Source organism: Variovorax sp. KBS0712 (assembly GCF_006323185.2).
Lineage (GTDB): Bacteria > Pseudomonadota > Gammaproteobacteria > Burkholderiales > Burkholderiaceae_C > Variovorax > Variovorax boronicumulans.
On sequence record NZ_VCCD02000002.1, the window covers coordinates 54,240 to 78,107 of the forward strand.

Sequence of the window (23,868 nt, forward strand, 5' to 3'; positions counted from 1 at the left end):
AGTTCTGAATCATTTTAGCCATTTGCGCCCCGAGGTGGTGCTACCGCATGAAACGGCCGCCGTTGAGGTCCAGCGTCGCGCCGGTCATGAAGGCCGCGGCCGGCGAGGCCAGGTAGACGACGGCGGCGGCCACCTCGTCGGCCAGGCCGAAGCGACCGAGCGGGATGCCGGCCTTCAGCGCCTGCTGCCGCTCGGGTGGCAGCGCGGCGAGCGCGGGGCTGTCGATGGCGGCGGGCGCCAGCGCGTTCACGGTCACGCCATGCGGCGCCAGTTCCTGCGCAAAGGCACGCGTCAGCGCCAGCAGGCCGGCCTTGCTGGCCGCGTAGTGCACGCCAGTGGCGCTGCTGACCTGCTGCCCGGCCAGCGAGGCCAGGTTGACGATGCGGCCCGCGCCGCGCGCGCGCATTTGCCTTCCCGCGATGCGGCTGCCGAAGAAGCTGCCGCGCAGGTTGATGGCAAGCACGTCGTCCCACTCAGCGGGCGTGATGTCCCACAGCGAGGTGGTCGGCGTACGCGCCGCGTTGTTGACCAGGATGTCGACGGCGCCGAAGTGCTCCACCGCTTGCGCGAAGCGGTCGCCGAAGGCCTGCTCGTCGCGCACGTCGAGTGGCAGCGCGAGGCCGTTCACCTCGGCGGCAACGGCCTGTGCGTTGGCTTGATCGATGTCGGCCACCGCCACGCGCGCACCGGCCTGCGCCAGGGCGCGCGCGATGGCCGCGCCCAGCCCCTGCCCCGCGCCGGTCACGAAGGCCACGCGCCCTGCCAGTGGAAGCGCGGTGGCGTGCGTCATCCGGCTTTGGCGGGCCGACCGTCCCAGGTCTGCGGCCCCACGCCGCGCTCGCGCAGCTTGAACTTCTGCACCTTGCCGTTCTCGGTGCGCGGCAGGTCGGGCAAGAGGTCGATGTAGCGCGGCACGGCGAAGTACGGCAGGCGGCCTTCGCAGAAACGCGCCAGCTCGGCCGGGTCGATGACGATGCCTTCGCGCGCCACCAGCGCGGCCATCACCTCGTCTTCGGCCAGCTCGGAGCGCACGGGGTACACGGCGCACGAGGCCACGCCGGGGTGGCTCAGCAGCACCTGCTCGACCTCGAAGGACGAGATGTTCTCGCCGCGCCGGCGGATCGCGTCCTTGATGCGGTCGACAAAGCGGAACGCGCCGTCGGCATCGCGCACCACGCGGTCACCGGTGTGGAACCACAGGTTGCGCCAGGCCTCGACGGTCTTCTCGGGCATGTGGAAGTAGCCGCTGGCAAAGGCATAGGGCTCGTCGGCGCGCAGCAGCAGTTCGCCGGCCTCGCCGGGCGGCAGCGGCACGTCGTCTTCGTCGGCCACGCAGGCCTGGAAGCCGGGGCGCAGCCAGCCCATGACGCCGCCGCGCGGCGAATCGGGCGCGGTGGCAATGGCGAAGTTGGTTTCGGTCGAGCCGTAGCCTTCGAGCAGCGCCACGCCCGTGCGCGCCTGGAAGGCCTGCCCCGCCGCCGCGGGCACGCCGGGCCCGAGGCCGGTGCGCACGCGGTGGTCGCGCTCGCCCTCGCCCTCGGGCTGGGCCAGCAGGATCGGCACCATCGCGCCGAGCAGGTAGACCACGGTCGCGCCGTTGGCACGCATCGCCGGCCAGAAGCCCGAGGCGGAGAAGCGCGACTCGAACACCACCTCGGCCCCGGTGAGCGCGGCCTGCGCGAAGGTGTTGAGCGCGTTGATGTGAAAGAGCGGCAGCGTGGTGCACAGCACGTCGTCGCGGCCCACGCCAAGCACCTCGGCGCTGTTCACGCCCCACCAGAAGTACTGCGCCTGCGGGCAGATGACGCCCTTGGCCGGTCCCGTGGTGCCCGAGGTGTAGAGGATGGCGAGCGGATCGCCCGGCTGCACCGTGGCGGGCGGCAAGGCCTGCGCGCCCGGCGGGTAGGCCGACACGCGCACGCCGGCGGGCGGCGTCCACGGCGTTTCGGGCTCGCCCACCACCCACACCTCGCGCAGCGCCGTGCGGGCCAGGTCGGCCGTCGTCAGCCGCTCCAGAAAGCCCGCCTCGATCACCAGCAGCTTCGCCTCGCTGTTCGCGAGGAAGTATTCGATCTGCGGCCCCATCGATGCGGTGTTGACCGGCACGACCGACGCACCGAGCCAGCCCGCGCCGAGGAAGGTGTCGAGGAACTCGATGCGGTTGCCGCACATGACGGCGATGCGGTCGCCGCGCGCCACGCCATGCTGCGCGAGCGCACCGGCGCGCGTGGCCGCCGCATCGGCCGCGTCGGCGTGCGTCCATTGCCGGCCCGCGATGCGCAGCAGCGGTCGGCTGCCGAACAGCGCCGCCTGCCGCTGCAGCATGGCGGGCAGCGTGCGTTGCGCCGGCGGCACCGCGCGCGGGTCACTCGTCATCGTGCGTGCCTCCGCCGAGGTAGGTGGCCTGCACGCGCGGGTCGCTCGCGAGGTCACCGGAAGCACCGGACAGCGCGATCTCGCCGGTCTCCAGCACATAGCCTTCGTCCGAGCTTTCGAGCGCGGCGCGCGCGTTCTGCTCCACCAGCAGGATCGACACGCCGTCGTCGCGCAGCTTGCGCACGATGGTGAGGATGTCGCGCACGATCAGCGGCGCCAGGCCCAGGCTGGGCTCGTCGAGCATCAGCAGGCGCGGCGCCGACATGAGCGCGCGGCCCACAGCCAGCATCTGCCGCTCGCCGCCCGAGAGCGTGTCGGCGCGTTGCGCGCGGCGCTCGGCCAGGCGCGGGAAGCGGTCGTACACCGATTGCAGCTGCTTCTTCATCGCGTCGCCGCGCAGCCGCTTGGCGTAGGCGCCGAGCTGCAGGTTGTCGAGCACGGTGAGTTCGCCGAACAGTTCGCGCCGCTCGGGCACGAGGCACAGGCCGCGCTCCACGCGTGACTCCACGTCGAGCCCCTGCAGGTCTTCGCCTTCGAAGCGCAGCGTGCCCTTGCACGGCAGCAGGCCCATGGCCGCGGCCAGCAGCGTGGTCTTGCCCGCGCCGTTGGGGCCGATCACCGAGATGATCTGGCCCCGCTGCACGTCGAGCGACACGCCGCGCACGGCCTCCACCTGCCCGTACGACACATGCAGGTCGCCAATCTCCAGCATCGCGGTCATACGACGCTCCCGAGGTATGCGGCCTGCACACGCTCGTCCGCGCGCACCGCCGACGGCACGCCCTCCACGAGCTTGGAGCCGAAGTTCATCACTACCAGACGGTCCACCAGTTTCATCACGAAGTCCATGTCGTGTTCGACGATCAGGATGGTCACGCCCTCCTCGCGCAGCTTGCGCAGCAGGTCGCCCAAGGCCATCTTTTCCTTGCGGCGCAGGCCGGCCGCGGGCTCGTCGAGCACCAGCAGCACGGGGTCGGCGGCCAGCGCGCGCGCGATCTCCAGAATGCGCTGCGTGCCCAGCGGCAGGCTGCCCGCGAGCTCGTGCGCGCGGTCGCCCAGGCCGATGCGGTCGAGCTGGCGCTGCGCCTCCTGCAGGATCTGGCTCTCTTCCGTGCGATCGAGCCGCAGGCCCGCCTTCAGGATGCCCGAGCGCGTGCGCGAGTGCGCGCCCAGCGCCACGTTGTCCAGCAGGCTCATGTGCGGGCGCAGCTTCACGTGCTGGAAGGTGCGCGCCAGCCCGAGCCGCGCCACCGCGCGCTGCGGCATGCCGGCGATGTCGTGCTCGAGAAAGCGCACCTGGCCCGCGCTCATCGGCAGCGTGCAGGTCAGCAGGTTGAACATGGTCGACTTGCCCGCGCCGTTGGGCCCGATGAGGCCGATGATCTCGCCCGCCTTGACGTCGAAGCTCACGTCGTTCACCGCCACCAGCCCGCCGAAGCGCTTCACGGCGCCGTTGACCGACAGCACCTGCGCGCCGCGTGCCGGCAGCTGCCGGTGCGGCAGCGGCTCGACCGGCGCGCCGGTGTAGCGCGAGGCGCCCTGCGGCGCGGCGCGCCGGCGCGTCCAGCGCCGCAGCAGGCCCATCACGCCGCCGCGCGCAAAGTGCAGCAGCAGGATGAACAGCGCCGCGAAGGCCACGGCCTCCAGCTGGCCGGCGCGCTGCGTGAGCATCGGCAGCACGTCCTGCAGACCGTTCTTCAGCACCAGCACCAGCGCCGCGCCCACCAGCGCACCCGCCAGCTGCCCGAGCCCGCCGGCCACGGCCATCAGCAGGTACTCGATGCTGGCGCGCACGTCGAAGGGCGACGGGCTCACGAAGCGGTTCATGTGCGCATAGAGCCAGCCCGCCAGCCCCGCGAACAGCGCCGCCGTGACGAACAGCGACAGCCGCACGCGGTACGCATCCGCGCCCACGCTGGCCAGCAGCGTGGCGCCGCCGCGCAGCCCGCGAATCGCGCGGCCGGGGCGCGACTGCAGCAGGTTGTGGCTGAACAGGCAGGCCAGCCCGACCACGACCCAGATCAGGTAGTACATCGCGCGCGGATCGGCCAGCGACCAGCCGCCGATCTGCAGCGGCGGGATGTTCGACAGGCCCGTGTGGCGCCCGAGCGCATCGACGTTGCCGAACAGCATCGCGATCGACAGCCCCCAGGCGATGGTGCTCAGCGGCAGGAAGTGCCCGCCCAGGCGCAAGGTGAGCATGCCGATGGCCAGCGCCGACAGGCCCGTGAGCAGCAGCGCGAACAGGAGCCCCAGCCACGGCGACAGGCCCTGCGCAGTCGTGAGCCAGGCCGTGGCGTAAGCCGCGATGCCCACGAAGGCCGCCTGGCCGAACGAGGTCGCGCCGCCCACGCCGGTGAGCAGCACGAGGCCCAGCGCCACCAGCGCGCCGATACCGATGTCGTTGAGCAGCGAGACCGTGAAGCTGCCCGCCACGGCCGGCACCAGGGCCAGCACGACGATCACCGCCGCGATCCACGCCATGCGTTTGGTGTTGCCGTTCATTGGTCCACCTCGTCTTCTTCCTCTTCCGAATGGGCCGCCATGAAGGAGCGCAGCATGAGCACCGGGATCAGCAGGCTGAACACGATCACGTCTTTCAGCGCGCCGCTCCAGAACGACGCGAAGCTCTCGACCACGCCGACCGCCAGCGCGCCGATGGCCGTCATCGGGTAGCTCACGAGCCCGCCGATGATCGCGGCCACGAAGGCCTTCAGGCCGATGATGAAACCCGAGTCGTAGTACATGGTGGTCACCGGCGCGATCAGCACGCCGATGAGCCCCGCCAGCAGCGAGGCGCAGCCGTAGGCCAGCAGCGCCGTGCGCACCGGCCGGATGCCGACCAGCCGCGCGCCCACGCGGTTCACGGCCGTGGCGCGCAGCGCCTTGCCGGCCACCGTGCGCTCGAACACCAGGAAGAACAGCCCGCTCAGCACCACGGCCGCCCCCACCATCAGCACCACCTGGCCGCTGACCGTGAAGCCGTCGCCCAGCGTGAACACCGAGCTCGTGAGCGGCGTGGTGCGCGAACCTTCAGGCCCGAAGAACAGCAGGCCCAGGCCCGACAGCAGAAAGTGCAATGCGAGCGACACGATCAGCAGCACCAGCACCGAGGCATCGGCGATCGGCTGGAACACCACACGCGCCAGCAGCGGCGCGATGGGCACCACCAGCAGCACGGCCACCGCGATGTGCACCGCCACCGGCACGCCGGGCCGCGCCGCCAGCCAGGCGAGCACGCACGGAATGGCGGGCAGCACGCCCCAGGTCAGCACCGCCTTGGGAATGCGCGCGGCCTCGCCGCGCCGCAGCAGGCTGCCGATCTCGGTGGCCAGCGCCAGCGCGGCCAGCACCGCGACCATGCCGATGGTCGGCGGCACGCGGCCGGTTTCGAAGGCCGCCAGCGACAGCGCGGCAAAGGCCGCGATGTCGCCGAACGGCACGAACACCACCCGCGTGACCGAGAAGATCAGCACCAGCCCGAGCCCGGCCAGCAGATAGACGGCACCGTTGGCCAGGCCGTCGGTGACGAGGATCAATGCCACGTCCCAGTTCATAGAAAAACCTCTGTCGGAGTCATCGTTGTCGTGAAGAAAAACGGGAGATTCAAGGGGCGAGCTTCCATTGGCCGTTGTCGAGCTTGACGATCACGCGGGCGCGCTCGTCCACGCCGTACAGGCTGCCGGGCTTGAAGGTGTAGACGCCGTGCGTGCCGACCACCTCCTTGGTGCTGAAGATGGCGTCGCGCAGCGCCACGCGGAACTCGGGCGTGCCCGGCTCGGCCTTCTTCATGGCGCGCGAGGCGGCGTCGGCGAACACCAGCCAGCCGTCGAACGAGTAGGCCGAGAAGGCGTCGCTGGTGGGCGCGTTGTTGACCTTCTGGAACACGGCGCGGAAGTCGGTCGCGATCTTCTTGGTCGGGTAGTCGGCCGGCAGCTGCTCGGCGACGATCACCGGGCCCGTGGGCATCAGCGCGTTCTGGCCGGCCGCGCCGACCACGCGCACGAAGTCGGGGTTGATCAGGCCGTGCTGGCCGTACACGCCGCCCTTGAAGCCGCGCTCCTGCAGCGCCAGGAACGGCAGCGCGCCCGGCGTGCCGGCGCCGCCGGTCATCACCGCGTCGGGGCGCAGCGCCACGATCTTCAGCACCTGGCCGGTCACCGAGGCGTCGGCGCGTGCGTAGCGCTCGTTGCTCACCACCTTGATGCCGGCGCCGGGCGCGGCCTTGTTCAGGGCCTCGTAGACCAGGTCGCCCCAGGCGTCGGAAAAGCCGATGTAGCCCACGGTCTTGACGTTGTTGCGCTTCATGCGCTCGACCACGGCGTCGATCATGAGCTGCGTGGGCTGCGCCACCGTCATGACCCACGGGTTCTCGTTGGGGTCGAGCAGGATGGGCGTGAGGCCGATCATGGGCGTCTTGGCCTCCTTGCCCACCTGCGCCATCGCGATGGCCGACGGCACGCCCGAGGTGCCCATGAGCACGTCGACCTTCTCGTCCTCGATGAGCTTGCGCGCGTTGCGCCCGGCCGTGGTCGGGTCGGAGCCGTCGTCCAGCACCACGAGCTGGATCTTGCGGCCGTTGACCTCGCCCTTGTAGGCCAGCGCGGCCTGCATGCCCTTGGCGTACGGCACGCCCAGCGAGGAGTTGGGGCCCGACAGCGACACGCTGAGTCCGACCTTGAGGTCGGCCGCCAGTGCGCTCGCCACACCACAGGCGGTCAGCGCCGCGGCGAGGGCACCGCGCGTCAAGGTCTGCATCAGGTTCTTCATGTCGTAGCTCCAGTGAGGAAGGATGGATGGAACGGAAACTCAGATGAACAACTGGATCGCGGGCAAGGCGCGCGTGGCATTGAGCAGGTCGACGCGCTTCTCGCGGATGGCCCAGCCCGTGGGAGTGCGAACGAGGTGATGGCGGGCGGTGCCGCTCAGCAGGATCTGGTCGTCGCCGCGCGCCTCGATGTAGAGAAAGGGCGTGCGCAGGCGCACGTCGTCGGCGCCCTCTTCCTCGATGCGCGAGGGCTGCAGCACATGCTGGCTATGGCTGGCCGGATGCTGCGAATGCGCGCGCGGGTTCTTCAGGCGCTCCACGCGCAGCTGCAGCAGCAGCCGGTCTTCGTAGGCCAGCGAGTTGTGCGAGAACGGATCGGCCTGCGCCGCGCCGAGCAGCGGCACCCAGTAGTGGCCGTCGTCGGCGAACAGGGCCAGCCAGTCGTCGAAGCGGCGCGCGTCGAGCAGGGCCGCCTCGTGGGCGATGAAGTCGCGCGGATCGTTCATGCCGCCACCTCCACCTCCACCGTCATCGCCTTTGCCCAGGCGCGGAACTGGTTGCGCATGAGCAGCTCGTTGGTGCCGTTGGTGGTCACCGTGGCCTGCCGCGTCTCGGCCGGGTCGTGGTTGCGGTGCAGGCTGATCCATTCGTTGCCGCCGGCGCGCAGGCCCTTCTGGATGCTCTCGAACAGGTGCACGTCGTCGTGCGCCACCACCGACATGGGCGAGAACACGAGCCGGTTGTAGCTCATGGCGCGCTCGAACAAGAGCGCGGGCGCACCGGCCGCGCGGAAGCTCCAGGCCTCGACGAGCGTGCGGTTGGCCGCCAGCGGGCGGATCACGCGGATGGCCTGCGGCGAGCCCTTGACCGACAGGCTCGGGTACAGCACCGAGTTCTGCGGCGAGCGCTGCAGGATGTCGGCGGCGCGCGCTACGCCGTGCGCTGCCTGCATCGCGGCCTCGTACTCAGGCAGCTGCGCGTAGTTGGAATGGATGCTGAAGTTCACGCCCAGCACGCTGTGGCCGTTGGCGAACACGCGCCCGCCCATCTGGTCGAAGAACTCGTAGCCCGAGCCGAAGGGCAGGATCTGCTCCATCGCCATCGGCTTGGGGTCGGTGGGCGCATGCCCTTCCCACAGCGCCTCGGCCGCCTTGGTGGCCGACTCGTGCGTCGACATCGGGTGCACCGTGTCGTTGATGTTCTCCAGGTACATCTTCCAGTTGCAATGGACGATGTTGCGCAGCACGCCGCCGCCCACGGTGAGCTTGCCCTCGGGCGAGCGGTCGACCATGTTGTCGAGCGCGCCCAGCACGTCGCCGAAGTAGTCCTCGAACGAGGGGCCGGTGTCGGACAGGCGCACGAACACGAAGTCGCGGTACACCTTCACGTGCTTCACCACCGACAGCCCCTGCCCCGACTCGCAGGCCTTGAGCTGCGTGCCTTCGTAGCCGTTCTTCAGCGGCAGGCCCAGCGGCGCGCCGTCCAGCTTGTAGGTCCACGCGTGGTACGGGCAGCGAAAGAAACGGCCGGTGTTGCCGCGCTCGTCGGTCACGAGCTGCGTGCCCTTGTGGGCGCAGCGGTTGTACATGACGTGCACCGCGCCGTCGGGCTGGCGCACCATGAGCAGCGGGCGGCCCGCGATCTCCTGCGTGACGAAGTCGCCCGCCGCCGGCACCTGGCTGGCATGGCCCAGGAAGACCCAGGTGCGGGCGAACAAGCGCTCCTGCTCCAGCGCGAACAGTTCGTCGCTGAGGTACAGGTCGCGGTGCACCCGGTCGTCGCGGACCAGCGCCGCGACGAGATCGGGGCGGTTGCGGTAGGCGGTCATGGCGGTGGGCTTCGGCTAGGCCGGGGTCAGGGGACCAGCTTCCACTGGCCCTTGTTCATCTGCACGATGACCACGCCGCGCTGGTCCGAGCCGTAGCGGTCGTCGGGCTTGAAGGTGTAGATGCCGTGCGTGCCCACCAGCTCCTTCGTGCCCACGATGGCATCGCGCAGCGCCGTGCGGTACTGCGGCGTGCCGGGCTCGCCCTTGGTGCGCGAGGCCGCGTCGGCCAGCAGCAGGTAGGCGTCGTAGGTGTACGACGAGAAGGCATCGGTGGGCACCGCGCCGTTCGCCTTCTGGTACGCAGCGCGAAAGCCCATCGCGACCTTCTTGATGGGGTTGCTGTCGGGCAGCTGGTCGGCCACCAGCACCGGACCGCTGGGCACCTGCAGGCCGTCGATGGCCGTGCCGCCCACGCGCACGAAGTCGGCGTTGATGAGGCCGTGCGTGCCGTAGATCTTGCCCTTGTAGCCGCGCTCGGCCAGTGCCAGGTAGGGCAGCGCGCCCGGCGTGCCGGAGTTGCCCGCGAACACCGCGTCGGGCCGCGCCGCGACGATCTTCAGGATCTGCCCGGCCACCGACGAATCGCTGCGTGCATAGCGCTCGTTGGCCACCACCTTGATGCCGGCGGTGGCGGCGCTCTTCACGAGCGAGTCGTAGGCCAGGTCGCCCAGCGCATCAGAGAAACCGATGAAGGCCACCGTCTTCACGCCCGACTTCTGCATGCGCTCGACCACGCCCGCCACCATGAGCGGGAACGGCTGCGACACGGTGACGGTCCACGCGCCGTCCGCGCCCGGAATGGTCACGGGCGTGGGCGAGATGAGCGGCGTGTTGAGCTCGCGCGCCACCGAGGCGATGGCCATCGCGCCCGGCACGCCCGAGGTGCCGATGAGCACGTCGACCTTGTCTTCCGTCACCAGCTTGCGCGCGTTGCGCCCGGCGGTGGTCGGGTCGGAAGCGTCGTCGAGCACGATGAGCTGCACCTTGCGCCCGCCGATCTCGGGCCGCTCGGCGATGGCCGCGCGGATGCCCTTCTCGTACGGCACGCCCAGCGCCGCGACCGGCCCCGAGAGCGAGCTGATGAAGCCGATCTTGAGGTCTGCTGCCGCAGCACCGAAGGTGGTGAAGGCGGCCAGCAGCGCGAGGCCAAGGCGGGAGATTTTCTTCATGGGAACTTCCTCTGCAGGGGTGGGTGTGGGGACGAGGGACGGTCAGTAGCGCAAGGTGCGGCGCGATTCGAGGTCGGCATCGACCTGCGCGGGCGTGAGCCGCTCCGGCTTGCATTCGAAGCGCTCGAACAGCGCCAACTGGTCGGCGTAATGGCGGTCGCGCACGCCGGCCGGGCTCACGAAGCCGCTCTGCCCCGGCGCGGCGACCGAGCACATGTCGAGCGCGCCCGGGCGCAGCACGACGCGGTAGTTGAGCGTGCCGCGGTTCATGTAGGAGCTGACCTCGGGCTCGTCGCCCGCGCCGGCCCACGGCACGCCGATGGCGTTGATGCGCGAGAAGCGGTGCCGCACCGCGGGCGTGGTCCACGCGGCCATGTCGGGCCCGAGGCGGGTGCGCAGCTCGCCCACCGCATCGGTCAGCGCCGCGCGCACCATCGTGCGCGGGTCTTGTCCGTTGAAGAAGTCGTGGCGCTGCGGCACGCCCGAGGCCGGGCCGCTCAGCGCGTTCCACAGCAGCTTGGCCACCGCTGCGGGCTGCGCGCTGCCCGGCGAACCGCGCGGCGTGAGCGTCGGGTAGCCCAGGTTGGCGTAGGTGGCGAACACGGCCGGCGGCAGGTCGTCGGCCAGCAGGCGCCGCGACATCGCACCCAGCCACGCGCGCAGCACGGTGGTGGCGCGGTTGTCGTAGACCTCGCCGCCCGGGGCGACGCGGTTCTTCAGGTCCCAGTTGGCGAGCAGGTCGGCCGCGCGGCGCGCGGGGTCGCCGGCCGGCAGGCCCTTGGCCGCGTCGACGATGAGGGGCACGAAGTAGCGCGCGTTCAGGTCGGCCAATGCCGCGCCCTGGCTCACGCGCCAGACCTCGTCGGCGCCCAGCTTGGCCGTGCCCTGCAGCTGCGCATGGATTTCGGCCACGCGGTCGACATGTGAGAAGTTCGCGCCATCCGCGCGCAGGCCTTCGGCGATCTGGTTGTTCCAGCTCGCGAGGTAGCCCTGCGCGGGGTTGTAGGCGCGCGGGTTGGCGCTGAACGGCAGGCTGCCCTGCCACTCCATGCTGCCGTCGCCGCGCGCGGGAAAGCGGATGTCCTGCGTGGCCGGGCGGCGCGGCATGCGGCCCAGGCCCACGGCGCCGATGTTGCCCGCCACGTCGGCATAGAACCAGGTGATGGACGCCGCCACGCGCTCGCCCTGCGCAAGAAAGCCCGACCAGTCGCGCGCCCGCGCGGCACGCGCCCAGCCGAGCATGGTCTCGACCTCGCGGCCCTGCCAGGTGCTGCGCGCGGTGTAGGCGCGGGCGTTGTCCACGTCCCAGCTCTGCACGAAGCCGTGCACCGTGGCGTAGATGTCCACGCTCTGCGGCGCGGCGCCCTTCACGCGGATGACGTCGGTGCGCCGGGTCATCGGGCGGTAGGCGCCGTCGTATTTGTATTCGTGGCGGTTGGCCGGGTTCAGTTCTTCTTGGTAGATGTCGTTGGTGTCGAGCGAGCCCACCGTCGAACCCCAGGCGATGGTGCCGTTGGTGCCGAACAGCACCGGCAGCAGGCCGATGGGCGTGAGGCCCGTGAGGTCGTAGCCCGCGCCGTGCAGGCCAATGCCGTGCACGAACGACGGGTTGTTGAAGCCCTGCTGCGGGCCGTTGTACAGAACGGCCACGCCTTCCTGGGTGCGCGAGGGGCCGAGCACCCAGGCGTTGCTGGCGGTCGGCATGCCTTCGGTGGCGGCCAGGCCCATGCGGGCGACCTGCGTGGCGCGGAAGTCGGCGGCGGCCTGCGCGGAGACCGGCGCGAGCGCGGCGTCGCCGGGCTCGGCGCTCGCCAGCCGGTTCGCGTTGCCGCGCGGCACGATGGTCGGCGCTGTCGGGTCTTCGAGCCAGCGCAGTTGCTCGTACAGCTGCAGGCCGGCCACGTCGCCGCGCGCGGCCTTGAGCTGGTTGAGCAGCGAGAGGTTCGCGACCTCGGCCGTGCCCGCGAAGAAGCGGTTGAGGATGAGGCCGATCCAGACCATGGCCACGTCGTCCGCGGTCCAGGGCGCCGGCTCGAAGCCGTTGTCGATGAACTCGCGCGGCATCAACTTCGCGCGGTCGGCCAGCACGTCGCGGATGCGCGCGTTGACGCCCGCGGCGTAGCCTTCGAACATGGCGCGGTCATCGGCGCTCAACGCATCGATCTGGCGGCGGATCGACACCGGATCGATGTTGGAGCGCGTGGCCTTGTCGGTCGCGACGAACTCGGCCCCCAGCACCTCGGCCACGCTGCCGTTGCCCGAGCGACGCGCCATCTCCAGCTGGTAGAGCCGGTCTTCCGCGACGGCATAGCCGAAGCCGTGGAACAGGCCGCGCGTGTCGCTGGCGTAGACGTGCGGCACGCCGTAGCGGTCGCGCTTGATGGTGACTTCACCGCTGCCGCCGGGTGCGGTCGCAGCGCAGCCGGCCAGCAGCGCGGCGGCGAACAGCACGGTGCCGGTCGCGCGCCGGCGGCGCAGGGTACGAAGAAGCGGGTGCATGGGGTGGGCGGCGTTCATCGGATCGACGCGAGGGCGTTCAGGGCACCAGCTTCCACTGGCCCTTCTCGAGCTTCACGACAACGCGCGAACGGTCGTCCGAGCCGTAGCGCTCGGTGGGCTTGAAGTTGTAGACGCTGTGCGTGCCCACCAGCTCCTTGGTGCTCACGATGGCGTCGCGCAGCGCCAGGCGGAACTGCGGCGTGCCGGGCTCGGCCTTGGTGGCCAGCGCGCGCTGGGCGGCGTCCAGGTACACCAGCCATGCGTCGAAGGTGTAGGCCGAGAAGGCGTCGGTCGGCGGCGCGCCGTTGGCCTTCTGATACGCCGCGCGGAAGTCCATCGACACCTTGCGGATCGGGTTGTCGGCGGGCAGCTGCTCGGCCACGATCACCGGGCCCGTGGGGGCCAGCAGGCCTTCGACCGAGGCACCGCCCACGCGCACGAAGTCGGGGTTGATGAGCGCGTGCATGCCGTAGATCTGGCCCTTGTAGCCGCGCTCCGAAAGCGCGAGGTACGGCAGCGCGCCGGGCGTGCCCGAGGTGCCCGTGATCACCGCGTCGGGGCGCAGCGCCACGATCTTGAGTACCTGCCCGGTCACCGAGGCGTCGCCGCGCGCATAGCGCTCGTTCGACACGATCTTGATGCCGGCCGGCTCGGCGCTCTTTTGCAGCGCGCCGTACACCAGGTCGCCCCAGGCGTCGGAGAAGCCGATGTAGCCCACCGTCTTCACGCCCGACTTCTTCATGCGCTCGACCACCGCGCTCACCATGAGCGGCGCGGGCTGCGGCAGCGTGACCATCCACGCGCCCTCTTCGCCCGGCAGGTTGGCGTTGGCGATGGAGATCAGCGGCGTCTTGGTTTCGCGCGCCACGCCGGCAATGGCCAGCGCGCCGGGCGAGCCGGCCGTGCCGATGATAACGTCGACCTTGTCCTCGTCGATCATCTTGCGCGCGTTGCGCGCGGCCGTGGTCGGGTCGGACGCGTCGTCGAGCTGCACCAGCTGGATCTTGCGGCCGCCCACGTCGGCCTTGTAGGCGAGCGCGGCCTTCATGCCCTTTTCGTACGGAATGCCCAGCGACGACACCGGCCCCGACAGCGAGGTGATGAAGCCGACCTTGAGATCGGCGGCCCACGCGCTGGCGGCGCTCAGCGCGCCGAGGCCCGCGGCCACGGCCGCGAGGGTGCGAATTCGGTTCAGGACTTTCATGGCGATGCTCCAGAGGTGATGTTTTTGAACGGAACGAAACGGACGCTGAAATGAAACTAGAGGGCCAGGCTGCCGACGCTGGTGCCGCCGCACACGTAGAGGACCTGGCCGGTGACGAAGCTGTTCTCGGGCGCGGCGAAGAAACGCACGGCGCGTGCCACGTCGGCCGATTCGCCCAGGCGCTTGACGGGCACCGAAGCCGCGAGCGCGCGCTCCTTCTCGCTGCCGGCCTCAACCACGTCGTAGAACATGTCGGTGCGGATCGGGCCCGGCGCCACCACGTTCACCGTGATGCCGTCGGCCGCGAGCTCCAGCGCCCAGGTGCGCGCCATGCCCAGCATGCCGGCCTTGGTGGCCGAGTAGCTGGTGCGCGTGGCCAGGCCCAGCGCGGCGCGCGACGACAGCAGCACCACGCGGCCGAAGCGCTGCGCACGCATCGCGGGCAGCGCGCCCTGCACGAGCTGGATGGCGCAGCCCAGGTGCAGGTCGACCAGCGCATCGAGGTCGTCGAGCTTCACGTCGGGCAGCAATGCGGCGCGGATCACGCCGGCGTTGTGGACGATCGTGGTCGGTGCGAAGCGCTCGACCAGTTCGCGCACGGCCTGGCCGGTGGCGGCGCGGTCGGCCAGGTCGACCTCGAGGCTGTGCATCTTGGGGTGGTCGATCTCGGCCTTGCGGCGCGCGAGCGAGACCACCTCGTAGCCTTGCGCGAGCAGGTCTTCGCAGATGGCCTTGCCGATGCCGGCGCTGCCGCCGGTGACGGCCGCGACCTTGGGTGCGGCGGCGCTCATGCCGTGGCTCCCACCAGGGCCAGCACGCGCAGCGGACTGCCGCTGCCCTTCTCGATCTTCAGCGGCGGGCAGATCAGCACTGCGCCCGAGGCTGGCAGCAGGTCGAGGTTGCTCAGGCACTGCAGGCCGTAGCGACCCGCGCCGTGCATGTAGTAGTGGCAGGGGTAGGGCGGGCGCAGGTGGTAGCCCTGCCCCGCGTCGGTGCCGATGGCTTCGGAACCGAAGCCCAGCACGTCGCGTTGCTCGACCAGGAAGCGCACGGCCTCGGTGCTCGGGCCGGGCGTGTGCTGGCCGGTCTCGTCGAAGTTCTGGTAGGCCTCGGGGTCGGTGCGCTTGGACCAGTCGGTGCGCATGAGCACCCACGCGCCCTTGGGAATGCGGCCGTGCGCGGCCTCGTAAGCCTCGATGTCCTCGAGCGTCAGCAGGTAGTCGGGGTCGTCCTTCACCTGCGGCGAGCAGTCGATCACGCAAGCCGGTGCCACGAAGTGCTGCACGGGAATGGTGTCGACCGAGTTGTTCGGCAGGTCGCGGCCCGATATCCAGTGGATCGGCGCGTCGAAGTGCGTGCCGGTGTGCTCGCCGCAGGAGAAGTTGTTCCAGTACCAGCCCGGGCCGCGCTCGTCGTACTTCGACACTTCCTCGATGCGGAAGGGCCAGCACTGGCCCATCTCGGGCGGCAGCGCGATCTGCGGAAACTCGGGCGTGAGCGTCTGCGTGAGGTCGATCACGCGGATGCGGCCGCTGGCCATGGCGGTCACGAGGCTGCCGAGGACTTCGGCGGCGGACATCAGTTCGTTGGTGGTCGTGGTCATCGTGTGATTCCTCTGCTCAGCCGCCCGCCGCGAGTTCGCGTTCGAGCACCTTGGGGTTGTCGCGCCAGCGCTCCAGCCACTCCTGCGCCACGTCGCCCGGGTACACGTCTTCCACGCCGTCGCGCAGTGCCTTCACGATGGCGTTGGCCAGCGTGGTGGGCGCCAGCTTGGGCGGCGGCGTGTGCTGGTTCCATTCGTCGTCGATGGGGCCGGGGAACACGTTGATCACGCGGATGCCGGCGGGCCGCATCTCGGCGCGCAGGCACTGCGCGAGCGAATGCGCCGCCGCCTTCGAGGCGCTGAAGGTGCCGTGCGGCGGGAAGTTGCTCAGCGCATAGATCGACAGCAGGTTGACCCACGCCGTCGCGCCCGTCGCGCCGTCGGCCGAGCGGCCCTTGAGCGCGGGGCCGAACTCCTGCGCCAGGCGCAGCAGGCCGAAGTAGTTGATGTCCATCTCGGCCTTGGCCACGTCGGTGCCGCGGCGCGCACCGATGCCGAAGGTGCGGTGCACCTCGGCGTTGTTGATCACGATGTCGACCTTGCCGCCGATGGAGCCGGCCAGCTCGGTCACCTGGCGGCCGTTGGTGAGGTCCAGCGGCACCAGCGTGACCTGCGGCAGGGCCGAGATGTCGTCCAGCCCGTCGCCCATCTTCTTCCACGGCTCGGCATGGCCGACCCAGACGATGTCGGCGCCGGCCTTCACCAGCGCACGCACGAGGGCCTGGCCCGTTTCGGTCTTGCCGTCGGTCACCAGCACCTTGCGGAACTTGGGGTCGCTGGTCATTTCGCGCAGCATCTTGTCGTCGGCCATGTGGGGACTCCCTTCAGTCGGAAAAGCAATGAGGACGGCCTGGCCGGCGCGGTCGAGCCGGGCGCCGACACGCACGCGCGCGGGCGCATCGCCGACCTCGCCGTGCAGGTGGACCATGAGCGTGGGGCCGGCATCCAGGTGCACCAGGCCCAGCCGCCAGGGCAGCCGCTCGCGAAAAAACAGGTCGTTGCTGTGGTGCAGCGTGGTGCTGCCGAGCAGCGCGCCCTCGCCACTCTGCTGGCGCCAGCGCAACGCCGCCGACAGGCACTTGTGGCAGACCTCGCGCGGCGGGTACTGCACCGTGCCGCAGTCCTCGCAGGTCTGCAGCTCGAAGCGGCCTTCGGCGGCGGCGGCCGTGAGGCCGAGCGCGACACGGCCGCGCGCGCCGGGCGGCAGGTTCATCTGCCGGGTGCGCAGCACGGGGTTCTTGCGCGGGGGGCGCATCATCGGCATCGTCATGCGGGTCTCCCCAGGATGACCGCGCCTGTGCACAGGCAGCGGTCGTAGGTCACCATGCCGAAGCCGGCGACAAGGCCCAGCTGGGCGTTGGGCACGGCGCGCGCGCCGGCCTGGTCGGTCAGTTGGCGGATCGCCTCGACCATGCCGAGGAAGCCGCCCGCCGCACCGGCCTGCCCGGCCGAGAGCTGGCCGCCGCTGGTGTTGTTCGGAAAGCTGCCGTCGAAGGTCATGGTGTTCGCCTGCACGAAGGCCGAGCCTTCGCCCTTCTCGCAGAACCCCAGGTCCTCGAACTGCATCATCACGATGACGGGGTAGTCGTCGTAGGTCTGCACGAAGTCGAGCGCGGCGGGCTGCACGCCGGCCTGCGCATAGAGGTCGTCGCGGTCCTTGCGCCAGCCGCCCTGCACCATCACCGGGTCTTCGGCGTAGGCGTTGTGGCGCTCGATGGCGCCACGGATCACGACGTGCGCCAGACCCAGGTCGCGCGCACGCTCCTCGCTCATCACGAGGAAGGCGTCGGCGCCGGCGCAGGGCATCACGCAGTCGAAGAGGTGGATCGGGTCGGAAATCGGCCGCGCGGCCATGTACTCGTCGAGCGTGAGGCCCTTCTTGAACATGGCGTTGGGGTTGCCCAGCGCGTTGGTGCGCTGGTCCACGCAGATGCGGCCGAAGTCTTCGCGCGTGGCGCCGTAGGTGCGCATGTAGTTGGCGGTGATGAACGCGAAGATCGAGTTCGGGCCGCCCGAGCCGTAGGGGTAGCTGGCGTCGCGCGCGAAGTTGCTGAAGCTGCCCAGCGTCTGGCGGAAGGAGTCGACGTGGTTGGTGTCGGCGCCCACGCAGGCGACGATGTCGGCATCGCCCGCCTGCACCGCACGCGCGGCGCGGCGCAGGCACATCACGCCCGAAGCACCGCCGGTGGGCATGTGGTCGAGCCAGCGCGGCGACAGGCCCAGGTGCTGCGTGACGCCCACGGCCGTGTCGGGCGCCAGCGAGAAGCTGCTCAGGCACAGGCCGTCGATCTGCTCCTTGGCCACGCCGCTGGCCTGCACCAGCGCGTCGATGGCCTGGCCGACGAACCAGTGCGCGGTGCGTGTGGAGTAGCGCACGTACGGCACGGTGACGGGCACCGCGACCGCGACGCCTTCATAGGAGAGCCGTCGCTTGGTCATGCCTGCCTCTTTTTCATGGAGCGCGTGTCGATGCAATGGCCCTGGCCCGGCAGCGACTGCGCCATCTCGCGCAGCTGGCCGCGCTGGATCTTCTGCGAGGGCGTGAGCGGCAGCGCGTCGACGAAGGCCACGTAGCCCGGCGCCTTGTAGTACGCCAGCTGCGCCAGCGCATGCTGGACGATGCTGGCCGCGACCGCTTCGCGCTGCGACGCATCGGTGTCATCGCGCAGCACGATGCAGGCGAGCACTTCGTCGCCGCGCACCGCATCGGGCGTGGCGGCCACGGCCGAGGTCTTCACGGCCGGGTGCTGGTTGAGCACGCTCTCGACCTCGACGGCCGAGATGTTCTCGCCGCTGCGGCGGATCACGTTCTTCTTGCGGTCGACGAAGAAGAAGTTGCCGTCGGCGTCGCGGCGCACGAGGTCGCCGGTGTGGAACCAGCCGTCGGCCCAGGCTTCGCGCGTGGCGTCTTCGTCCTTCAGGTAGCCGGAGAAGAAGTAGCGGCGCGGGTCGGCGCCGGCCGAGCGCACCAGCAGTTCGCCGGGCATGTCGGTGCCCACGTCGCTGCCGTCCTCGCCCATGAGGCGGATCTCGACGAAGTCTTCCTGCCGACCGAAGCAGCTGGTGCCCACGAGGCGCGGCTCGCGGTTGGCCATGATGCAGGCGGCCGCGCCGGTCTCGGTCATGGCCCAGGCTTCGACCAGCGGGAAGCCGAAGCGCTCTTCGAAGGGCGCATGGTTCTTGCGGTCGACACCGGCGCCGAAGCCCCAGCGGATCGCGTGGTCGCGGTCGGCCGCCGACGCGGGGGCCGACAGCAGCATCGCGGGCATCACGCCCAGGTAGTGGACGATGGTCGCGCCGCTTTCCTTCGCGCTGGCGAGCCAGCTCTTCGGGTGGAAGCGGTCGAGCTGCACGAGGCAACCGCCGGCCACCAGCACCACCATGGTCGAGAACGCCATCGCGTTCATGTGGTTGAGCGGCAGCGGCGTGATCACGCGTTCGGCATCGGGGCGGATGCTGCACACGCCGTCCAGCGCCGCATACCACTCGCCCGCGCGCAGGAAGTACGCGTTGCTCAGGATGCAGCCCTTGGGCCGGCCCGTGGTGCCCGAGGTGTAGAGCAGGCCGCATTCGGTGTCGGTGCCCACGGGCTCGCCGGCGCGTGGCGCGGCGGTCTTCGCGGGCGGCACGGCGTCGTCGGGGCCCATGGTCTCGAAGGCCACGCCGGCTTGCGCGGCGGCGGCCTGCAGGTCGGCAGCGCGCTCGGGCAGCGTCACGGCCAGGCCGATCTCGCTGTGGCCGATGAGGTAGACCAGCTCGGCCGAGCGCATCTCGGCGTTGATCGGCACCACGCTGGCGCCCAGCGCGTTCAGCGCGAGCCAGTGGAAGATGAAGGCGGGCCGGTTCTCCAGCAGCAGGCCGACGCGGTGGCCGTGGCCGTAGCCGGCCTGTGCGTAGGCGCTGCGCAGCCGATCGATTTCCGCGGCGGCTTCGCCCCAGCGGATGGCGCCGGCGGCGATGCCGTAGGCGGCGGCGGTCACCGATTCGGTGAAGAGGAATTCGGCCTGCGGGGTGCGCGCGGCCGTGGCGGCGAAGACCTGGTGGACGGTGGCGTGGGTCATCGCGTCCTCAGATGAAGAGCTGCACGGCCGGAAGCGCCGCGTCGCAGTTGAGCAGGTCGACGCGCTTGAGCGTCATGCGCAGCGCGCCGTCCTGCACCGTGAGGTGATGGAAGAAGGTGCCGACGTAGAACTGCAGCTCGTCGCCCTGCGACTCGGTGTAGTGGAACTCGGTGCGCACCACGAAGCGCTGGGCCTCGGTGTCGAAGGTCTCGACCACGGGCACCTGCAGCAGGTGGTGGCAGCGGCTTTGGGGCTGCTGCGAGAACGCGCGCGGGCTCTTCAGGCGTTCGATGCGCAGCTCGCGCAGCAGCTTGTCCTCGTACAGGTGCGAGGTGTGGTTCAGGCCGTCTTCCTGGTCGGGCACGAGCGGAATCCAGTAGAACGCGTCGTCGGTGAAGAGCGCGTTCCATTCCTCGTAGCGGCGGGTGTCGAGCAGGCGCGCTTCGTTGACGACGAAGTCGACGAGGTCCTGGCGGGTGATGTCGATGACGTTGGTGGTGGCCATTACATCGTCTCCGTCATGCGCTGCACCCAGCTGCGGTACTGGTTGCGCATGGGCAGCTCGTTGGTGCCGCCCGTGGTGATCTCGCCGCCCTTCAGCTCCGCTTCGTCGTAGTCGCGGTGCAGGCTCACCCACTCGTTGCCGCTGGCGTGCAGGCCGGCCTGCATGCCGCGGTAGGCCTGCAGGTCGTCGTGGCCCACCACCGAGAACGGCGAGTTGATGAGGCGGTTGTACATGGTCGTGCGCTGCAGCAGCTCGGGCGGCGCGCCCTTGAGGCGGAAGGTCCAGCTCTCGATGAGGGTCTTGTCGGCCGAGATCGGCTTGACCACGCGGATCGCCTGGATCGCGCCCTTGATCGTGAGGTTCGGGTAGTACACGGTGTTGTGCCGCGCCATGCCCAGGATCTGCGCCGTCTTCTCTTCGCCGTAGCGCGCCTTCATGGCGTCGTCGTACTCGGGGATCGCCTTGTACTTGCTGTGGATGCTGAAGTGCACGCCTGTGAAGCTGTGGCCGTGGTCATACGTGCGGATGCCCATGTCCTCGAAGAACTTGTAGTCGGACATGAAGGGCACGAACTGCTCCACGGCCATGGGCTTGGGCTCGTCCTCGGGCTTGTCGGCCCACATGCGCTTGGCGGTGCCGGCCGACGACTCGTGCGCCACCATGGGGTGCATGGTGTCGTTGAGGTTCTCGACGAACATCTTCCAGTTGCACTGGTGCATGAAGCGCAGGCAGCCGCCGGCGATTTCCAGCTCGCCCTCGGGCGAGCGGTCGGCCATGTTGTCGATGGAGCTGAGCGAATCGCCGAAGTAGTCCTCGAAGTCGGGGCCCGCGTCGTTGATCTTCACGAAGATGAAGCCGCGGTGGCTGCGCACGTGCTTCACCGGGGTGAGACCCTTGCCCGACTCGCACTCGTGCAGCTGCGTGTGCTCGTAGCCGGTCTTCAGCGGAATGGCCAGCGGCGCGCCGTCGGTCTTGAAGGTCCAGGCGTGGTACGGGCAGCGAAAGAACTTGCCGGTGTTGCCACAGGGCCCGTTCACCAGGCGCGAGCCCTTGTGGGCGCAGCGGTTCATCATGACGCGCACACTGCCGTCGCTGTGGCGCACGACGATCAGCGGGCGGCCCGCGATCTCGTTGGTGATCCAGTCGCCCGACTTCGGCAGCTGGCTCTCGTGGCCGACGTAGTTCCAGGTGTTGGCGAAGAAGTGCTCCTGCTCCAGCTCGAAAAGCTCCTGGCTGGTGTACAGGTCGCGGTGCACGCGGTCGTTCTGCACGAGCGCGCGAACGGCATCGGGGTTGTCTCGGTACGAAGGCATGGTTCTCCTGGCTCCTTCCTGGCTGGCTTTTCTCAGAGGTCGAGCACCAGGCGCGCTCCCTTGGCGCGCGAGATGCAGATCTGCATGACGGTGCCTTCCGCCTTCTCGCGGGCGGTGAGCACGTAGTCGCGGTGGTCGATCTCGCCCTCGATCACGGGCACGGCGCACACGCCGCATTCGCCGCGCTTGCAATCGAACATCGGGTCGCAGCCGTGCTCGATGAGGCAATCGAGGATGCTCTGGCCGACCGGCACGGTAAAGCGCTGGCCCGACTGGGCGAGTTCCACCTCGAAGGGCTGGTCGCCCTCCTCCACGACGGGTTCGGTGAAGAGCTCGAAGTGCACGCGGTCGTGCTCCCAGCCGCGGGCCTGGGTGCGCGCGAGCACGGCGTCGAGCATGACCTTGGGGCCGCAGACGTAGAGGCGGTCGCCGGCGGGCACGGCGTCGAGCAGCGCGTCGATGTCCAGCGGCGCGCCGGCCTCGGCGTCGGCGTGCACACGCAGGTCGTCGCCCAGCAGCGCCTGCAGCTCGGGCAGGAAGGCCATCAGGTCGCGGCTGCGGCCGGCGTAGTGCATGCGCACGGCGGCGCCTTCGGCGCGGCGGCGCGCGGCCATCGAGGCGAGCGGCGTCACGCCGATGCCGCCGGCCACCAGCACCGTGCCGCCGGGGCCGGTGTGCAGCGGAAAGTCGTTCTTCGGCGGCTCGATGGCGAGCACGCTGCCCTCGGTCAGACCTTCGTGCATGAAGCGCGAACCACCGCGGCCGTCGGCCTCCTTGCGCACGGCGATCACGTAGTCGGTCGGGGCGTTGGTGGCGTTGCGCTCGGTGGCGAAGTTGATGAGCGAGTAGTGGCGCCAGTCGGTGGTGCCGTCGGCCAGCGTCACCTGCACGCGGATGTGCGCGCCGGCGGCGAAGCCGGGCAGCGCGCGACCGTCTTCGGCGCGCAGGCGCAGCAGGCGGATCAGCGGGTTGAGGGCGCGCGCTTCGGCGACGCGAAGCTGGAGCGTGGGGGCGGTCATGGTTCGGGTCCCTTCAGGCCAAGGCGTGCTGCACCAGCGCGGCCTGGAGCTTGTGGCCGTGTTCGTCGGCGAGCGCCGCGTCGCGCAGTTCGCGCAGGGTGGCGGGCGCCAGCGCGGCACCTGCACGTTCGAACGCGCGCATCACGGTGTCGTAGTTGCGCAGGCCGCGCTCGTGCGTGTCGCTGTAGCCCTTGACCAGGCGCTGGCACTGGGCGAGTTCGACGGCCAGCGCGGGGTTGCGTGGCGCGGTGGCGGCAATGCGTTGCAGCCACTCTTCGATGCGGCGGTTCTCGTCGGCGTAGCGCATCGTCGAGCGCCGCCAGCCCTTGCAGGCCGCGACCATGCGCAGCATCAGGTAGCCGCGCAGCGAGCTGGTGCGGATCACGCGGCCGTGCTGCGTGAAGCGCTCGACGATCTTCTTCGGCAGCGTGGAGTGCATGAGCCAGCGGCCGAGGCCGCCGGGCAGCGTCTCGCAGATTTCCTGCAGGCGCGGGTGCATGTACTCGTGGATGGCGAGCAGCTGGCCCGGCTGCACGCCGGCCTCGCCGTGCACACGCTCGAAGCGGGTCGCGCGGGTCTTCAGGGCGGCGACGCGGGCCGTGTCTTCGTAGGACATCCACAGCGCGAGGTGGCGCGCGGTTTCGCGCAGCAGGCGGTGGGCGTCGTCGGGCAGCTTGGCCACAACGGCCATGCGGTCGAGGTAGAGGCCGGCGTAGGCCAGGTCCTGGTAGTCGATGAGGCGGCGCACGCCTTCGAGCAGGAAGTCGTGCGCGGGCTGCGGAAAGTCGCGCTGCACGCGCTCGACCAGTGCGCGCACGGCCGGGTGGCGCGGCTGCGGTGCGGGCGTGGCGGCCGGTGCCACCTTGGCGGGTTCGCCGTCGTCGCCGTCCTGCGCGCGGTCGAAGGCCGCACCGAAGGCCTTGAGGCTGGGCTTCACGCCCACGCCGCCGCGCTCGATGGTGGCCTCGAACTGCGCGCGGCCGAACGGCAGCACGCCCGAGCCCGCGAGCGTGCCGAACAGCACGGCGCTGATCACGCTGCCCGAGGCTTCGGCGGCCTGCGCCATGTCGAAGCGGATGAAGCGCTTGGCGGCGCGCGCGGTGTGGGCGAGCAGCTGCTCGCTGTCGACGCGGCCGTCGCCCATGGCGCTTTTTTCGGCGATGGAGAAGACGCGGTGCGTGGAGGCGATGAGCGTGGTGCGGTCGCGCGTGACCAGCCCGCGCTGCACCGCGCGGCCGGCTTCCATGAGCTCGGAGGCGAGCACCACGTCGACATCGCCCGGCAGCGGCATCAGCGCGAGCACGGGGCGTCCGCCGTCGGACTGCGCCTGCGCGTCGGGGTACAGCTCGACGTAGTAGATGGTCGCGCCGGTGCGCTGGGCCACGCCCGGCACGGAGGTGGTCTGGGCGACGTAGCCGTTGGCCTCGCCCATGTCGACGATCCAGTCGGCAAGCACGCCACCGCCCTCCCCGCCCATGGCGAGGATGGCAATCTTGATGGGTTGGACCTTGTTCGTCATGGCG

General features: G+C 70.3%; 20 protein-coding genes. All 20 read right to left on the reverse strand.

Features of this window, described 5'->3' with window-relative positions; translation table 11 throughout:
- Positions 1–40: 40 nt before the first annotated feature.
- The 20 genes from FFI97_RS17175 to FFI97_RS17270 are packed head-to-tail and all read right to left on the reverse strand — an operon-like array spanning position 41 to position 23,864.
- The gene (locus FFI97_RS17175; protein WP_139702004.1) at positions 41–790 is read right to left on the reverse strand and encodes an SDR family NAD(P)-dependent oxidoreductase; all 750 of its coding nucleotides are present in this window, start codon (positions 788–790) and stop codon (positions 41–43) included.
- The gene (locus tag FFI97_RS17180) at positions 787–2,376 is read right to left on the reverse strand and encodes an ATP-dependent acyl-CoA ligase (protein WP_139702003.1); all 1,590 of its coding nucleotides are present in this window, start codon (positions 2,374–2,376) and stop codon (positions 787–789) included. Before FFI97_RS17180 ends, FFI97_RS17175 begins: the two co-directional genes overlap by 4 nt.
- Complete coding sequence (locus FFI97_RS17185) at positions 2,366–3,097, reverse strand: ABC transporter ATP-binding protein (protein WP_070062350.1); 732 nt, start codon at positions 3,095–3,097, stop codon at positions 2,366–2,368. Before FFI97_RS17185 ends, FFI97_RS17180 begins: the two co-directional genes overlap by 11 nt.
- A complete protein-coding gene (locus tag FFI97_RS17190; protein ID WP_139702002.1) occupies positions 3,094–4,881 on the reverse strand; it encodes an ABC transporter permease subunit in 1,788 nt (595 codons plus the stop codon). Before FFI97_RS17190 ends, FFI97_RS17185 begins: the two co-directional genes overlap by 4 nt.
- Complete coding sequence (locus FFI97_RS17195) at positions 4,878–5,933, reverse strand: branched-chain amino acid ABC transporter permease (protein WP_139702001.1); 1,056 nt, start codon at positions 5,931–5,933, stop codon at positions 4,878–4,880. Before FFI97_RS17195 ends, FFI97_RS17190 begins: the two co-directional genes overlap by 4 nt.
- A gap of 49 nt (positions 5,934–5,982) precedes the next feature.
- On the reverse strand, positions 5,983–7,146 hold the full coding sequence (locus FFI97_RS17200; RefSeq protein WP_095950533.1) for an ABC transporter substrate-binding protein: 1,164 nt from the start codon (positions 7,144–7,146) through the stop codon (positions 5,983–5,985).
- Between the two features lie 39 nt (positions 7,147–7,185).
- Positions 7,186–7,650: an aromatic-ring-hydroxylating dioxygenase subunit beta gene (locus FFI97_RS17205; protein ID WP_139702000.1), complete on the reverse strand. Its 465-nt coding sequence runs from the start codon at positions 7,648–7,650 to the stop codon at positions 7,186–7,188.
- Positions 7,647–8,972 carry an aromatic ring-hydroxylating dioxygenase subunit alpha gene (locus FFI97_RS17210; RefSeq protein ID WP_139701999.1) on the reverse strand — a complete coding sequence of 442 codons (1,326 nt, stop codon included), beginning with the start codon at positions 8,970–8,972 and terminating at the stop codon, positions 7,647–7,649. Before FFI97_RS17210 ends, FFI97_RS17205 begins: the two co-directional genes overlap by 4 nt.
- 26 nt (positions 8,973–8,998) lie before the next feature.
- Positions 8,999–10,141 carry an ABC transporter substrate-binding protein gene (locus FFI97_RS17215; RefSeq protein ID WP_139701998.1) on the reverse strand — a complete coding sequence of 381 codons (1,143 nt, stop codon included), beginning with the start codon at positions 10,139–10,141 and terminating at the stop codon, positions 8,999–9,001.
- A gap of 42 nt (positions 10,142–10,183) precedes the next feature.
- Positions 10,184–12,640 (reverse strand): penicillin acylase family protein, encoded by a 2,457-nt coding sequence (locus tag FFI97_RS17220; protein WP_139702109.1) that lies wholly within the window; start codon positions 12,638–12,640, stop codon positions 10,184–10,186.
- A 37-nt stretch (positions 12,641–12,677) separates the two neighbouring features.
- Positions 12,678–13,844: an ABC transporter substrate-binding protein gene (locus FFI97_RS17225; protein WP_139701997.1), complete on the reverse strand. Its 1,167-nt coding sequence runs from the start codon at positions 13,842–13,844 to the stop codon at positions 12,678–12,680.
- A gap of 56 nt (positions 13,845–13,900) precedes the next feature.
- The gene (locus tag FFI97_RS17230; RefSeq protein WP_095950537.1) at positions 13,901–14,635 is read right to left on the reverse strand and encodes an SDR family NAD(P)-dependent oxidoreductase; all 735 of its coding nucleotides are present in this window, start codon (positions 14,633–14,635) and stop codon (positions 13,901–13,903) included.
- The gene (locus FFI97_RS17235) at positions 14,632–15,447 is read right to left on the reverse strand and encodes a cyclase family protein (protein ID WP_062475012.1); all 816 of its coding nucleotides are present in this window, start codon (positions 15,445–15,447) and stop codon (positions 14,632–14,634) included. The genes FFI97_RS17230 and FFI97_RS17235 overlap by 4 nt, the downstream gene beginning before the upstream one ends.
- 16 nt (positions 15,448–15,463) lie before the next feature.
- Positions 15,464–16,717: an SDR family NAD(P)-dependent oxidoreductase gene (locus tag FFI97_RS17240; RefSeq protein ID WP_139701996.1), complete on the reverse strand. Its 1,254-nt coding sequence runs from the start codon at positions 16,715–16,717 to the stop codon at positions 15,464–15,466.
- Positions 16,714–17,886, reverse strand: coding sequence for a thiolase family protein (locus FFI97_RS17245; protein WP_062475018.1), 1,173 nt, complete (start codon positions 17,884–17,886; stop codon positions 16,714–16,716). Before FFI97_RS17245 ends, FFI97_RS17240 begins: the two co-directional genes overlap by 4 nt.
- The gene (locus FFI97_RS17250; RefSeq protein WP_139701995.1) at positions 17,883–19,508 is read right to left on the reverse strand and encodes an AMP-binding protein; all 1,626 of its coding nucleotides are present in this window, start codon (positions 19,506–19,508) and stop codon (positions 17,883–17,885) included. The genes FFI97_RS17245 and FFI97_RS17250 overlap by 4 nt, the downstream gene beginning before the upstream one ends.
- Before the next feature lie 7 nt (positions 19,509–19,515).
- Positions 19,516–20,013, reverse strand: coding sequence for an aromatic-ring-hydroxylating dioxygenase subunit beta (locus FFI97_RS17255; protein ID WP_139701994.1), 498 nt, complete (start codon positions 20,011–20,013; stop codon positions 19,516–19,518).
- On the reverse strand, positions 20,013–21,326 hold the full coding sequence (locus FFI97_RS17260; protein WP_139701993.1) for an aromatic ring-hydroxylating dioxygenase subunit alpha: 1,314 nt from the start codon (positions 21,324–21,326) through the stop codon (positions 20,013–20,015). Before FFI97_RS17260 ends, FFI97_RS17255 begins: the two co-directional genes overlap by 1 nt.
- 32 nt (positions 21,327–21,358) lie before the next feature.
- The gene (locus FFI97_RS17265; RefSeq protein WP_139701992.1) at positions 21,359–22,345 is read right to left on the reverse strand and encodes a PDR/VanB family oxidoreductase; all 987 of its coding nucleotides are present in this window, start codon (positions 22,343–22,345) and stop codon (positions 21,359–21,361) included.
- A gap of 13 nt (positions 22,346–22,358) precedes the next feature.
- A complete protein-coding gene (locus tag FFI97_RS17270) occupies positions 22,359–23,864 on the reverse strand; it encodes an indolepyruvate oxidoreductase subunit beta family protein (RefSeq protein WP_139701991.1) in 1,506 nt (501 codons plus the stop codon).
- Positions 23,865–23,868: the final 4 nt, after the last annotated feature.

Excerpts from the sequence above, each read along its gene's own strand:
- FFI97_RS17210 (WP_139701999.1), bottom strand. The coding sequence starts at position 8,972 with ATGACCGCCTACCGCAACCGCCCCGATCTCGTCGCGGCGCTGGTCCGC.
- FFI97_RS17225 (WP_139701997.1), bottom strand. The coding sequence starts at position 13,844 with ATGAAAGTCCTGAACCGAATTCGCACCCTCGCGGCCGTGGCCGCGGGC.
- FFI97_RS17260 (WP_139701993.1), bottom strand. The coding sequence starts at position 21,326 with ATGCCTTCGTACCGAGACAACCCCGATGCCGTTCGCGCGCTCGTGCAG.
- FFI97_RS17180 (WP_139702003.1), bottom strand. The coding sequence starts at position 2,376 with ATGACGAGTGACCCGCGCGCGGTGCCGCCGGCGCAACGCACGCTGCCC.
- FFI97_RS17255 (WP_139701994.1), bottom strand. The coding sequence starts at position 20,013 with ATGGCCACCACCAACGTCATCGACATCACCCGCCAGGACCTCGTCGAC.
- FFI97_RS17220 (WP_139702109.1), bottom strand. The coding sequence starts at position 12,640 with ATGCACCCGCTTCTTCGTACCCTGCGCCGCCGGCGCGCGACCGGCACC.
- FFI97_RS17205 (WP_139702000.1), bottom strand. The coding sequence starts at position 7,650 with ATGAACGATCCGCGCGACTTCATCGCCCACGAGGCGGCCCTGCTCGAC.
- FFI97_RS17270 (WP_139701991.1), bottom strand. The coding sequence starts at position 23,864 with ATGACGAACAAGGTCCAACCCATCAAGATTGCCATCCTCGCCATGGGC.
- FFI97_RS17195 (WP_139702001.1), bottom strand. The coding sequence starts at position 5,933 with ATGAACTGGGACGTGGCATTGATCCTCGTCACCGACGGCCTGGCCAAC.
- FFI97_RS17245 (WP_062475018.1), bottom strand. The coding sequence starts at position 17,886 with ATGACCAAGCGACGGCTCTCCTATGAAGGCGTCGCGGTCGCGGTGCCC.
- FFI97_RS17175 (WP_139702004.1), bottom strand. The coding sequence starts at position 790 with ATGACGCACGCCACCGCGCTTCCACTGGCAGGGCGCGTGGCCTTCGTG.
- FFI97_RS17200 (WP_095950533.1), bottom strand. The coding sequence starts at position 7,146 with ATGAAGAACCTGATGCAGACCTTGACGCGCGGTGCCCTCGCCGCGGCG.
- FFI97_RS17230 (WP_095950537.1), bottom strand. The coding sequence starts at position 14,635 with ATGAGCGCCGCCGCACCCAAGGTCGCGGCCGTCACCGGCGGCAGCGCC.
- FFI97_RS17215 (WP_139701998.1), bottom strand. The coding sequence starts at position 10,141 with ATGAAGAAAATCTCCCGCCTTGGCCTCGCGCTGCTGGCCGCCTTCACC.
- FFI97_RS17235 (WP_062475012.1), bottom strand. The coding sequence starts at position 15,447 with ATGACCACGACCACCAACGAACTGATGTCCGCCGCCGAAGTCCTCGGC.
- FFI97_RS17190 (WP_139702002.1), bottom strand. The coding sequence starts at position 4,881 with ATGAACGGCAACACCAAACGCATGGCGTGGATCGCGGCGGTGATCGTC.
- FFI97_RS17265 (WP_139701992.1), bottom strand. The coding sequence starts at position 22,345 with ATGACCGCCCCCACGCTCCAGCTTCGCGTCGCCGAAGCGCGCGCCCTC.
- FFI97_RS17240 (WP_139701996.1), bottom strand. The coding sequence starts at position 16,717 with ATGACGATGCCGATGATGCGCCCCCCGCGCAAGAACCCCGTGCTGCGC.
- FFI97_RS17250 (WP_139701995.1), bottom strand. The coding sequence starts at position 19,508 with ATGACCCACGCCACCGTCCACCAGGTCTTCGCCGCCACGGCCGCGCGC.
- FFI97_RS17185 (WP_070062350.1), bottom strand. The coding sequence starts at position 3,097 with ATGACCGCGATGCTGGAGATTGGCGACCTGCATGTGTCGTACGGGCAG.